This is a genomic window from Moraxella ovis, assembly GCF_900453105.1.
Taxonomy (GTDB): domain Bacteria; phylum Pseudomonadota; class Gammaproteobacteria; order Pseudomonadales; family Moraxellaceae; genus Moraxella; species Moraxella ovis.
Genome location: NZ_UGPW01000001.1, coordinates 1279172 through 1291695, shown reverse-complemented (window position 1 = coordinate 1291695; position 12524 = coordinate 1279172). Strand labels below are relative to the sequence as shown.

10 protein-coding genes and 1 pseudogene are annotated in these 12524 nt (G+C 46.1%); 10 read left to right on the top strand and 1 reads right to left on the bottom strand.

The genetic code is table 11. The features are described 5' to 3' along the window. Nucleotides 1-102: 102 nt before the first annotated feature. From DYD54_RS06170 to folD, 6 genes and pseudogenes are all read left to right on the top strand, one after another. Nucleotides 103-315 carry a heavy-metal-associated domain-containing protein gene (locus tag DYD54_RS06170; protein WP_063514183.1) on the top strand — a complete coding sequence of 71 codons (213 nt, stop codon included), beginning with the start codon at nucleotides 103-105 and terminating at the stop codon, nucleotides 313-315. Nucleotides 316-465: 150 nt separating this feature from the next. After that, nucleotides 466-2691, top strand: coding sequence for a heavy metal translocating P-type ATPase (locus DYD54_RS06165; RefSeq protein ID WP_063514182.1), 2226 nt, complete (start codon nucleotides 466-468; stop codon nucleotides 2689-2691). Between the two features lie 136 nt (nucleotides 2692-2827). Further along, nucleotides 2828-3595: a hypothetical protein gene (locus DYD54_RS06160; RefSeq protein WP_063514181.1), complete on the top strand. Its 768-nt coding sequence runs from the start codon at nucleotides 2828-2830 to the stop codon at nucleotides 3593-3595. Between the two features lie 67 nt (nucleotides 3596-3662). Next, nucleotides 3663-4001, top strand: a complete 339-nt coding sequence (locus DYD54_RS06155; RefSeq protein ID WP_063514180.1) for an ATP-dependent Clp protease adaptor ClpS — start codon at nucleotides 3663-3665, stop codon at nucleotides 3999-4001. A gap of 45 nt (nucleotides 4002-4046) precedes the next feature. Next, nucleotides 4047-6251: pseudogene (gene clpA / locus DYD54_RS06150) on the top strand (ATP-dependent Clp protease ATP-binding subunit ClpA); the annotation flags it as partial. Nucleotides 6252-6418: 167 nt separating this feature from the next. After that, nucleotides 6419-7270: a bifunctional methylenetetrahydrofolate dehydrogenase/methenyltetrahydrofolate cyclohydrolase FolD gene (gene folD / locus DYD54_RS06145; RefSeq protein ID WP_063514178.1), complete on the top strand. Its 852-nt coding sequence runs from the start codon at nucleotides 6419-6421 to the stop codon at nucleotides 7268-7270. 101 nt (nucleotides 7271-7371) lie between these two features. Here folD and DYD54_RS06140 read toward each other — a convergent pair whose 3' ends face one another. After that, nucleotides 7372-8163 carry a cytochrome C assembly family protein gene (locus tag DYD54_RS06140; protein ID WP_063514177.1) on the bottom strand — a complete coding sequence of 264 codons (792 nt, stop codon included), beginning with the start codon at nucleotides 8161-8163 and terminating at the stop codon, nucleotides 7372-7374. A gap of 151 nt (nucleotides 8164-8314) precedes the next feature. Here DYD54_RS06140 and ffh point away from each other — a divergent pair, with 151 nt between their 5' ends. From ffh to DYD54_RS06120, 4 genes are all read left to right on the top strand, one after another. After that, entirely contained in the window at nucleotides 8315-9862 is a 1548-nt protein-coding gene (gene ffh / locus DYD54_RS06135; protein ID WP_063514176.1) for a signal recognition particle protein, read from the top strand. A 78-nt stretch (nucleotides 9863-9940) separates the two neighbouring features. Then, nucleotides 9941-10597 (top strand): tRNA (adenosine(37)-N6)-threonylcarbamoyltransferase complex dimerization subunit type 1 TsaB, encoded by a 657-nt coding sequence (gene tsaB, locus DYD54_RS06130; RefSeq protein WP_063514175.1) that lies wholly within the window; start codon nucleotides 9941-9943, stop codon nucleotides 10595-10597. Nucleotides 10598-10722: 125 nt separating this feature from the next. Further along, nucleotides 10723-11565: an undecaprenyl-diphosphate phosphatase gene (locus DYD54_RS06125; RefSeq protein WP_063514174.1), complete on the top strand. Its 843-nt coding sequence runs from the start codon at nucleotides 10723-10725 to the stop codon at nucleotides 11563-11565. Nucleotides 11566-11698: 133 nt separating this feature from the next. Beyond that, nucleotides 11699-12514 (top strand): class I SAM-dependent methyltransferase, encoded by an 816-nt coding sequence (locus DYD54_RS06120; RefSeq protein WP_063514173.1) that lies wholly within the window; start codon nucleotides 11699-11701, stop codon nucleotides 12512-12514. Nucleotides 12515-12524: the final 10 nt, after the last annotated feature.

Here is a 12524-nt window from a genome sequence, read left to right as displayed (position 1 = left end):
TGGTAGGTGGCTGGGTAGTGTTTTTGTAAATGGTGCTTGTAGCAGGCGAACGGCTGTGCTAGAGTGCTTATATGATTAACAATTAACGAAATGGAGAAAATCATGAGTGTTGAAACCTTAACTTTGAAAGTATATGGCATGACCTGCGAGGGCTGTGAGACGAGCGTTATTAATGCGGTGAGTGAACTGGCGGGCGTGCAGGATGTTGAAGTGAATCGCCCACTTGAACAAGCCGTGGTCACTTATGATGATGAGGTGCTTGATAAGATTCAGATCATCAATGCTGTTGAGAGTGCGGGATTTAGTACGACTTAATTCTTTACTTGATGAATCATTAAAAAACCGAATGCTAAATGCGTTCGGTTTTTTGTTGGATTTATTTAATTGTTTTGGTAAATCGGGATTGATAAATGATGATAAGGGCGCATAATAAAAATGAACAATAACTAAAACGACGAGACCGCCATGAATGACAATCAAAATAACAATACCACCCCTTCATCCGAGACCCAAGAAGCGCGTTATGCCATCACAGGCATGACATGCCAAGCCTGTGCCAATCGCCTAGAGAAGGTCTTAAATAAAAATCCATCGGTAGATCTGGCGCAGGTGAATTTTGCAACCGAAACCTTAAACATCCGATATCATGATGCTGACACTCAGGACATCCAAGCCTGGATCAAAAAAACAGGCTTTGAGGGGCGGCTGATCGATGATGCACCAAAACCAAGACAAGCACCAAGCATGCCTTGGCGATTGATTGTATTATGGGCGTTGTCATTGCCATTTTGGGTGGGGATGGTCGGCATGATGGTCGGTAGTCATGCACTGATGCCACCTGTGTGGATGCAGTTTGTGCTTGCTAGCGTGGTTCAGTTTTATTTTGGTTGGGTATTTTATAAGGGTGCGTGGGCGTCAATTCGTGGCGGTCTTGCTAACATGGATGTACTTGTGGCATTGGGCACGAGCGCGATCTGGGCTTACTCAACCTATACGTGGCTCACTTCCGATCATGGTGGGCACGGGCTTGTGTACTTCGAAGCGTCGGTGATGGTAATAGCTTTCGTAAGTCTTGGTAAATATCTTGAGGCGCGCACAAAGCAGCAAAGCCTAAACAGCTTATCGATGCTGATGGATCTGGTACCTGATACGGTTCAGCGTAAAGCAGGTGATAGCTGGAGCGCGGTTAGCGTCAAAGACATCAAAATTGGTGATGTTCTGCTGGCTCGTGTGGGCGATCGCATCGGCGTGGACGGTGTGGTCACCATGGGGGCGGGCTTTACTGATGAGGCGCATCTAACAGGAGAGAGTGCTGCACTTGCCAAGACAGCTGGAGATGGGGTTCTAGCTGGCAGTGCCGTGGTTGATGGTGGGTTTGAATATCGTGCGACTGCCACGGGTGGTGAGACTGCACTTGGCGATATGGTGCGTGCACTTGATGAGGCGCAAGGCACAAAAGCAGACATCGCGCGCTTGGCTGATAAAGTTGCCGGTGTCTTTGTGCCTGTGGTGGTTGGCATTGCGCTTGTGGTGTTCTTTGGGAATTGGGTGATGTTGGGCAGCTTTGATGAGGCGTTAATGAGAGCTGTGTCGGTGCTTGTCATTGCATGTCCGTGCGCGCTTGGATTAGCGACGCCCGCTGCTATCATGGCAGGCATGGGCACGGCGGCGCGATATGGTGTGCGTTTTAAAGATGCGCCCAGCCTTGAGATGGCGGGACGTATTGACACCATGGTATTTGATAAGACAGGCACGCTCACCATGGGTCAGCCAAGTATCCGTGCTACCTATCTGTCTGATGGCATGGATGAGAATGATGCACTTGGCATCACAGCGAGCCTAGAGCAACACGCATCGCATCCATTGGCGAATGCATTGGTCAAAAGTGCCTTAACCCAAGGGCTTAATCTCACCGATATTAAAAATCCCACCACCGTTGTCGGTCAAGGTCTGATGGGTGAGGTGGCAGGTGTTGGCATGGTTAAGGTGGGGACACCGCAATTTGCCGACTTTGATCACTTTGATGAGACTGTCACCAGTTCAACCAATGCTAAGAATGTGCGATACGTCGGTGCTTATGATGATAATATTTGGCAGATTGCCAGTATTGTTGCGGTATCGGTGAATGATGTGCCTGTGGCAGCTTATGCGCTCATGGATGAGATTAAGAAGAACGCCAAAGACGCCATCGATCAATTAAAACAAGACGGCATCGACGTGATCATCATGAGTGGCGACCATCAAGGTGTGGTTGATGATGTGGCGGCGCGACTGGGCATTACGTCCGCCTATGGTAAGCTCTCACCACGCGACAAAGCACAAAAAATCAGTAAGCTTAAGCAAGAGGGTAAAACTGTCGCCATGGTCGGTGATGGTGTAAATGATGCGCCAGCCATGGCAGAGGCGCAGGTCAGCTTCTCGGTACATGACGCATCCAGCATCGCCAAGCATACTTCATCGGCGGAGCTGGTGGGTGATTCTGTCACGCACGCACAGCATGCTCAGCATATCGCATTGTCGACGTTAAATAACATCAAGCAAAACTTATTTTTTGCATTCGTGTATAACTGCATTGGTATCGTGGCTGCTGCTTTTGGATTGCTCAATCCGATCATTGCGGCAGCCGCCATGGCACTAAGCTCAATCTCGGTGCTGATGAATGCCTTGCGATTAAAGCGATTGAAAATTTAACAAAGCGCAAAAATTAGCCGAAAAATCGGTATGTTCTGCTATTGTAATTTTTTCGTAGCTTTTGAAAAAAATTATCATTAATATCCTCAGATATTTGATATAATACGCGAATTTAGTTTGATGAATTTTGAGTATCATGTCAATAACACCCTCAAAAACCGTGCCATCGCGCCGTTCGCTTAATCAACAAGCGGGCGCGACGGCAAAGATTTTAGCACTATTTCTTGCAGCGCTTATTTTTACGTCGCTCGTTGTGGCGTTTATTGGTTATCAAGTTGGTCATCGCCAAGGCGTCTATGCTGCCAAAAACCTAAAGTCCGATCAGGTGGCCTCGGCAGATGTGAGTACCTTGGCGGCTGAGAATACCAAGCTCAAAGAAGATGTGGATGCACTAACTAAAGAGCGCGACATCAGCATAGGCAATCTTGAAAGACTGACCGAAGAACAAAAAGCATTAGAAACAAAAAATCTACAACTCGCCCAAGTTAATGATCTATTAAAATCATCGGTGGCGGAGCAAGGCGGTGTTGCCCTAAAGGTAATCGGTTCGGAGATTGGTTCTTTGCCTGAGAACACTTTTGAATATCGCTTTGATGTGGCGATGATCGATGTGTCGGGCAGATCGGTACGCATGGTGCCAAGATTGACTCTATTAAACGCGACAAGCATGGTTGAGATCCCGCTTGAGCCATCTAGCTATGACATTAATGGCGTGGCGAATATTCGTGGTCGCTTTGTGATGCCTGAAGGCTTCTCTCCTCGTCAGATGAAGCTGGAGTTGGTCGCAGGCGATCAAAAAATCCAGCAGCTATACGATTGGCAGGTGGGTAAGATCATCAGCGATGCACCAGCTTCCTTGTCAGAGGCGGATGGTGCGGATAATCGACCCATCAGTAGTAATTAATCACCAAAAGCTGGGCGCGCGCTCGGCTTTTTTATTGTTATGATGAGCCAGATAAGATATGAATATCATGAATCAGAATAAGTTGTCTATCTATAATACTAAGGAACATGAGGCAGAATCAGACGTCGCGCTTGAGACAGTGTCGGAACCTGTTCGTGCGCCCATGTATGCGGTTGTCATGCATAATGATAATTACACGACGATGGATTTTGTGGTGTATGTGCTCGTTGAGATCTTCGATCATGGTGTTGATCGGGCGGTTGAGCTCATGTATCAGATCCATGAATCAGGGCGAGCGGTGGTGGCGATACTGCCATTTGAGATTGGTGAGATGAAAATCCTACAGGTGAATGAATTGGCAGAGCAAATGGAATATCCGCTTTTGACCACGCTTGAAAAACAATGACATGGATAACATTATTAAGATAATGATTAAATAAACGGGGTAGAGATGTTTGGTTCAGATTTTGAAATAGTACGTAAACGCATAGAAACTTTTACCAAAAAAAATCGCCATGAATTCATCACGGTCGAGCATCTGCTCTTAGGATTGATTAATGATCAGGCTGTCAAAGACATGTTGGATGATTTTGGGGTGGATGTCAATGAATTAAGTGATGCCCTAAAAATATACCTGTCGGATTATGTACCAAAAACCGCCGACGATAATGCACGTGTCAAACCTACTAAGAGCTGCGAGCGCGTCTTGCAGCGTGCGATATGGCATCATCAATCTAGCGGCATTGAGCGACCGATTGATTGCATGGATGTACTGGTTGGGATATTCAGCGAAAAAGACTCTCAGGCATTGTATCTACTGCAGGCGCGTGAAGTGAGTAAATTGCGCGTCCTTCGCTACATATCACACAATAAAAAAGACGAAGTTGAATCCTCTCAGACACCAAGTGAGAATAAAGAGCCTGCCAAATCCAAAAACCCGCTTGAAGAATTCGCTACCAATCTAAACAAGCGAGCCAAAAAAGGCCGAATCGACCCACTCATCGGACGTGATGCTGAGATTGAGCGTACGGCTCAAGTTCTGTGCCGCCGCCGTAAAAATAACCCTTTGTTGGTCGGTGAAGCCGGCGTAGGTAAGACGGCGATCGCAGAAGGTTTGGCTTGGTTGATTGTCAACGGCAGAGCGCCAAAACCTTTGGCTGACACGGTGATTTATAGCCTTGAAGTGGGTTCTCTGGTTGCCGGTACTAAGTTTCGCGGCGACTTTGAGAATCGCATGAAGGCACTATTAGAAGCTTTAAAAGAACAACCAAATGCCGTATTATTCATTGATGAAATTCATACGATGATCGGCGCAGGTTCTACCATGAACAGCTCAATGGACATGTCTAATCTGATTAAGCCAGCACTGTCTAATGGCGAGCTTCGTTGTATTGGCTCGACGACTTTTAATGAATATCGTCAGATCTTTGAAAAAGACCATGCTTTGTCACGCCGATTCCAAAAAATCGACGTGGTTGAGCCGAGCGTGACTGATACAGTGGGCATTCTTGAAGGGCTAAAAGAGCGTTATGAGAAACACCATCATGTGCAGTACACAGATGAAGCGCTAGAGGCTGCGGCAGCATTGTCAGCGCGCTACATTCAAGATAGATTATTGCCCGATAAGGCGATCGACGTAATGGATGAGGCTGGTGCACGAACGAGGCTAGTTCAAGCTGCCAAAGACGATGAAGCTGCGACCGTGATTGATGTGCCAGCGATCGAAGAGGTGGTGGCGAAGATTGCACGCATTCCGCCCAAGTCAGTCTCAAAAGACGATAAAGATACCCTAAAAAACCTTGAGCGTAATATAAAACACGTCATCTTTGGGCAGGATGAGGCCATTGAGGCATTGTCTGATGCGATTAAGCTTGCTCGCGCGGGTCTAAAGCCTACCGATAAGCCCATTGGTGTGTTCATGTTTGCAGGCCCGACAGGGGTGGGTAAGACTGAAGTATGTAAGCAGCTTGCCTTTGCGCTGGGTGTGGAGTTCGTGCGTTTTGACATGAGTGAATACATGGAGGCGCATACCGCATCGCGTTTGATCGGTTCTCCGCCGGGTTATGTGGGCTTTGACCAAGGTGGGCTCTTGACCGAAAAGATCCATAAACACCCACATTCTGTACTGCTACTAGATGAGATTGAAAAGGCGCATCCTGATGTCTTTAACCTATTATTGCAAGTCATGGATCATGGCACGCTGACTGATAATAACGGGCGCTCGGTGTCGTTCAGGCAGGTTATCTTAATCATGACGACGAACGTGGGCGCAGAGAGCATCAGTCGCGCATCCATGGGCTTTACCCACCAAGATCATTCGGCGGACAATGCTGACGCACTAAAACGCACATTCACGCCGGAATTTCGTAACCGTTTGGACGCGATTGTAAATTTTGCACCGCTTGATGAGAGTGTCATCACATCGGTTGTTGATAAATTCATCATCGAGCTACAGGCTCAGCTTGATGATAAGAATGTCGTGATTGAGATCGATGGCGAGGCCAGAGCATATCTTGCCAAAAAAGGTTATGACAAGCTCATGGGTGCGCGCCCAATGGGCAGGCTGATCCAAAATGAAATCAAAAAAGTCCTCGCTGAGATGATTCTCTTTGGGGAGTTGGTTGATGGCGGTGTGGTGCAGATTTCTGTTGATAAATCCATGAATACCAAAGAATCTCAGGCGGATGACAATCAACAAAACTTAGCAAAATTAAGCTTTAATGTGATACAATCCACATTGCAAAATTCGCCTGCTTAAATGCGATGATTTAAGCCTTGTGGCGGCTTGTTATGAGCATAATTTGAACCGATGAAGGATTTTTTATGGCACAGATTTTAGACGGTAAAGCATTGGCAAGTTCTATCGAAAATGAACTGTCAGCACGCGTGGCAACATTAAAAGAAAAAACTGGGCGCACGCCAATTCTTGCGACCATTTTGGTGGGTGATGACCCTGCATCTGCCACTTATGTGCGCATGAAGGGCAATGCTTGTAAGCGTATCGGCATGGACAGCATTCGCGTTGAGATGCCTGAGAGTACCACGACCGATGAATTATTGGCAAAGATCGATGAACTTAATGCCAATCCTGACGTGCACGGCATCCTACTGCAGCACCCTGTGCCTGCTCAGATCGATGAGCGTGCGTGCTTTGATCGCATCAGTCTATCAAAAGACGTGGATGGTGTTACGTGCCTAGGTTATGGTCGTATGGCGATGGGTGAGAGTGCTTATGGTTCTTGCACGCCGCAAGGCATCATGCACCTGCTGAACCACTACAATGTTGAATTGTCTGGCAAACATGCTGTGGTGGTGGGTCGTAGCGCCATCTTGGGCAAACCAATGGCGGCGATGCTACTAAATGCCAACTGTACCGTGACCATCTGCCATTCACGCACTCAGAACCTAAGCGAGCACATCCGTCAAGCGGACATCGTGGTGGGTGCTGTGGGCGTTCCTGAGCTAATCAAAAAAGACTGGATCAAGCAAGGCGCAATCGTGGTTGATGCAGGCTTCCACCCAACGCCAGAAGGCGGATGCGGTGACATCGAGCTAAAAGGCATCGAGAACGTGGCTTCAGCGTACACGCCAGTTCCAGGTGGTGTGGGTCCGATGACGATCAATACACTGATTCGCCAGACAGTGGAAGCCGCTGAGCTAGAAGCTGGCATCTAATCTGTATCGCTTAAATGATAAAACCACTCTTCGGAGTGGTTTTATTTTTGGCGAGGAATTATTAAATCCCTATGTGTGTATTTGTGGCAGCTGTGATAATTTTAGACGATCAAATCCAACACCGCTTTTGAGCCAACAAAACCAATGGCAAGTAGAATAAAGCCATAGATGGTAAAGTTCGCCGCACGTTTACCGCGCCAGCCTTGGCGATAATGACCAACGATAAACACACCAAATACCGTCCATGACAGCACGCTAAAGAATAGCTTGTGCGCGATGTGCTGTGCCATGATATCATAAGTGGCAACCACGCCAAGCCCAAGCGCCACACTTAAAATCACAAAACCCATCAAAATCATGTCAAACAACAAGCCTTCCATGCTCTGTAGGCTTGGCAGTTTACTCACCCAAAAGCGGTGGATGGTCTTGTGTTTGAGTTCGCGAATCTGTAGGCGCAAGATAATCGCTTGCACAGCAGCCATCAGCAGAGCGCAGTAAGCGGCGAATGAGAGTAAGATGTGTGCCTGAAGCAGGGGGTTAAGGTCGGTTAGCGGCTCGTAAGCGGCGCGCCCAAAGTAGCCCGCGCTAAGCCCGACCAAAGCAGATGGCGCAGCAAGGATACCAAGGCTTAATATGGGGCGATATAGACTAAATAGTACAAAAAACACCAAAAAGAACAAACTGATTAGGCTAATCGTGTTAAAGATGTTAAAATTAAGCCCGTATAGCGTGACGATTTTTGGACATAGCAAAAATGCGTGCACTCCTGCGCCGATGATGAACGCGGTGATGATTGGAAGTTTGTTGATGGGTTGTTGCTTGATGAGTTTTTGATACAAGATCAGGCCGGTGGCGGTATAAATCAAAGCGGTCAACAGATAAATAATTAACACAACAACCCCTAATTAGGATAAAAACGCCCAAAATTGCGTATTTTTCCCCGTACTTTTAATTTAAATTGGCATAATTGCATAATTTATCATAAAATAGGGGGGATTTGTAGCAGTCTTGCTGTTTGATTTTAAATTTAACTGTGGAAAAATTATGTTTGATACCTTAACCGAACGACTCTCTGGCAGCCTTCGTAATATTGCAGGCACAGGTCAGCTGACCGAAGATAACATTAAGGATACATTGCGTGAAGTGCGCATGGCACTGCTTGAGGCGGATGTTGCCTTGCCTGTGGCGCGTGAATTTGTCGCGAAGGTTAAAGAGCAGGCGCTAGGACAAGAGGTTCTAAAAGAGCTTGCGCCAGGTCAGGCATTCGTTAAGATTGTCTATGATGAGCTGACTGAGATGATGGGTTCGGCGAATCAGTCTTTGGAGATGACTGGCAAGCCGCCAGTGGTGTATCTGTTGGCAGGTCTACAGGGCGCAGGTAAGACAACGACCGCAGGTAAGCTTGCCAAATTCCTACAAGAAAAACAAAAGAAAAAAGTCATGCTTGTATCAGCCGACGTATATCGTCCAGCAGCGATTCGTCAGCTTGAGCAGGTGGCAGGTCAGGTTAATGCAAGCTTTGTGCCATCTAGTACAGACGAGAACCCAATCGACATCGCTCGCCGCGCCATCGAACAAGCCAAATTGCAGTATCAAGACATTCTGATCATTGACACCGCAGGTCGCCTTGCGATCGACGAGGAGATGATGAATGAGATTAAGGAGCTTACTGCAGCGGTGAACCCAACCGAGACACTGTTCGTGGTGGACTCGATGACAGGTCAAGATGCTGCCAATACTGCCAAGGCATTTAACGACGCCTTGCCGCTGACAGGTGTCATCTTGACTAAGACAGATGGTGATGCTCGCGGTGGCGCTGCCTTGTCTGTGCGTGCCATCACCGGTAAGCCAATCAAATTCCTAGGTCGTGGCGAGAAGCTGGAGGCCTTGGAGCTGTTCCATCCTGAGCGTATCGCACAGCGAATCCTTGGCATGGGTGACGTGTTGTCATTGGTCGAAGAGGTTGAGAATAAAATCGACCGCGAGCAAGCCGAACGCATGGCGAAAAAGCTCCAAAAGGGCGGTGAGTTTGATTTGGAAGATTTGTTAAATCAATTCCAGCAAATGAAAAATCTTGGCGGTATGGCAGGATTCCTTGATAAGATGCCTGGCATGGGTGGCGCCGACCTCCAAAAAGCGATGGAAGAAGCCAAGCCTGAAGAGAAAGTCAAGGAGATGGAAGCGCTGATCCACTCAATGACCCCATTTGAGCGCCAGAACCCTGACAAAATCACCCCGAGCCGTAAACGTCGTATTGCCGCAGGTTCCGGTAAGCAAATTCAAGATGTCAATCGCTTGCTAAAACAACACAAGCAAATGGCGAAAATGATGAAGATGATCAGCCGTCCTGATGGCATCGGCAAGATGATGAAAGCTGTTCAAGGGCTAACCAAAGGCATGAGTGGTGGCGGTGGGCCGTTATTCGGTGGTGCTAATGCTGGTCAAAATCCAGCAGGCATGAATGCTGAAGACATGAAAAAATCCATGGCAGACCTAGGGCTAGATCCTAACAATATGCCAAGCATGGAAGACATGCAAAAGCAGATGAAAGCGATGGAAGGGCAGCTTCCTAATTTTAAAAAGCGTTTTTAATCATCTATTTCGCCATAAAACACCCAACAATGGGCTTGGGTGTTTTGTTTTTATTGTATAAACCAAGATCTCCTGACCATGCTAATCGCCTTTGACACCATTTTTGAGCAATGCTCTATCGCCATTTTGCAAAATGACACTGTTATCTATACCGAGACCTTGGCAGGCGGGCGTGGGCAAACGGAGATTATTTTGCCCATGCTTGACAAGGCATTACATACGGTAGGTGTGGACATAAAAGACGTACAGGCTTGGGCGTTTAACCGTGGGCCGGGGGCGTTTAGTGGTATTCGAATCAATACCGCCCTAGTCCAAGCCCTATCTGTCGCCAATGACGCACCGTGTATCGGCATATCTAGCCTGCACGCCTTGGCGTTTATGGCGTGTGAACAAGAGAGCATGGCGGACGGCACAACGATAACTGCCGTGATAGACGCTCGCCAAAACCAAGTCTATGCAGGGGATTTTGTGGTGCAAAACGCCTTACCCATTGCCCAAAGCGAATATTTGCTGGATTATGATAAGCGTGTAGAGACCGACATCATCGTGGGGGACGGGGTGGATTTGGTGGCAACAACTGCCAAAAAATTACGCCTAAATCCGACTGCTTGCCACATTGCACACCTTGCCTATCCCTTATTTTTAAAGGGTGAGACGGTAACGGCAGAAAATGCCTTACCTGTGTATCTAAGAAATAACGCTTGGAAAACATTGGCAGAACAAGGTAAGAAATAATTAACCAATTTTAAAATGAAATACAGGGCAATTTATTCGCCCAATCATTTAATGCCAAAAAATTATTTAACCCCCAATCCATACCGCCAATAAATATTGGTAAATTTAAATAAAAGAGTAATATTTTGGACATTTTATTATTTATCAAAGCCGTTATCATGGGTATTGTCGAAGGCATTACCGAGTTTTTGCCGATTTCTAGCACAGGTTATATGATTTTGTCGGCAGACATCATGAATTTTTGGGACAAGGGCAAGCGAGATTTGTTTATTGTTTTTGTTCAGCTTGGGGCGATTTTGGCGGTCATTTATGACTATTGGGGCAGGCTGTGGACGGCGTTTATGGGGCTACTGACAGGCAAGGCGGACGGCATGACCAACCCCCGTGGACTGGGTATCTCGCTCATTGTCGCCACCATTCCTGTCATGGTTGTCGGCTTTACCCTAAAAGACTTTATCACAGGCATGCTCTTTCATCCGCTTGTCGTGGCGACCATGCTTATCATTGGGGCGTTACTGATTATCTATGTCGAAAAGCACCCACGCCCCATTAAGGCACAAGAAGCCGAGCATATTGACTTTAAAATGGCGTTAAAAATCGGACTGGCTCAATGCCTTGCCCTAATCCCCGGTACCAGTCGCTCTGGCTCTACCATCATCGGGGCGTTGTGGTTTGGAGCGTCTCGCAAGGCGGCGACCGAATTTTCGTTCTTTTTGGGCATTCCTGTCATTGTCGGGGCGGGACTTTTGGAGCTGATTGAGAAAAAAGACGTGCTACAAACAGGACAAGATTGGGCGATTTTGGGTGTGGGAACGTTTGTGTCTTTTGTCGTTGCCCTGCTATGTATTCGCCTTTTGGTGGCATGGGTATCCAAAAAAGACTTTATGATTTTTGCCTATTTGCGGATTATCACAGGCGTAATTGTGTTATTGGCGTATTTTGTGTTTGGTTATCAAATTCAAGGGTAAATTTTTATTAAATTTAATGTATATAAATAATATTTACTTTTAATAAAAACCAATCTAGGGAGAATTACAATTCGCTCCTACAATCCTAAAAAACATTTTTGATTTATAAAATACCCATTTAAAAGGCAACATTTTGAATATTAACATCATCGGCACCGAACAAGACAAAGATTTATTTGATACATTAGACGTTATCAATAAAACTCACAATTTGTCTTTAAAGTTATCTTTTTATGCTTTATCAAAATTAAGTGATAAATTTATCTCATCGTTTACCAATAATAATGTCAATATTCCTTTAATTGCTCTTATCAAAAATACCCCAACTTTAATTAAAATTGACAATAACGCCATTATAAAATCATCATTAAATTGGCAAGCCCTAACCAAACGTATCGTAACCGCAGGGCGAAAGTCCGAGCTGATACTACAAGCAAGCAAATTAACGTCCGACATGAGCGTGATAGACGGTACGGCAGGCTTTGGGCAGGACGGATTGATATTGGCAAGCACAGGGGCAAATGTAATCATGATAGAGCAAAATCCTATCTTGGCAATGCTATTATTATTTGAACACCAAATGATGAACACCAATCCAAATTGGCAAAAATTATTAAGCCGAATTGCAATTTATCATGGTAATTTTTTGAATACTGATTTTATGGCGACATTACCAAAGGCGGATATGATTTATCTTGACCCCATGTTTCCGTCTGATTGTTATTCTGCCAAAGTGGGTAAAACCATGCAAGTATTACATGATTTGGCAAATCCGCCAAGCGATGATGATGAAAAACTATTTTTGGATATTGCCAATACTCAATTAAAAGACAATGGCAAAATCATCATCAAACGTCCCTTATCCGCCCCCTATTTGGCAAATAAAACGCCCGTGCAAAGCGTGGCAAATGATGTAATACGGTTTGATAGATATGAATTAAATAAATGAGTGAGAAAAT

What these genes read in the sequence shown, in the direction of transcription:
- tsaB (WP_063514175.1), top strand. Translation starts at nt 9,941, where the DNA reads ATGCTAATCGCCTTTGACACCATTTTTGAGCAATGCTCTATCGCCATT.
- ffh (WP_063514176.1), top strand. Translation starts at nt 8,315, where the DNA reads ATGTTTGATACCTTAACCGAACGACTCTCTGGCAGCCTTCGTAATATT.
- DYD54_RS06170 (WP_063514183.1), top strand. Translation starts at nt 103, where the DNA reads ATGAGTGTTGAAACCTTAACTTTGAAAGTATATGGCATGACCTGCGAG.
- folD (WP_063514178.1), top strand. Translation starts at nt 6,419, where the DNA reads ATGGCACAGATTTTAGACGGTAAAGCATTGGCAAGTTCTATCGAAAAT.
- DYD54_RS06160 (WP_063514181.1), top strand. Translation starts at nt 2,828, where the DNA reads ATGTCAATAACACCCTCAAAAACCGTGCCATCGCGCCGTTCGCTTAAT.
- DYD54_RS06155 (WP_063514180.1), top strand. Translation starts at nt 3,663, where the DNA reads ATGAATCAGAATAAGTTGTCTATCTATAATACTAAGGAACATGAGGCA.
- DYD54_RS06165 (WP_063514182.1), top strand. Translation starts at nt 466, where the DNA reads ATGAATGACAATCAAAATAACAATACCACCCCTTCATCCGAGACCCAA.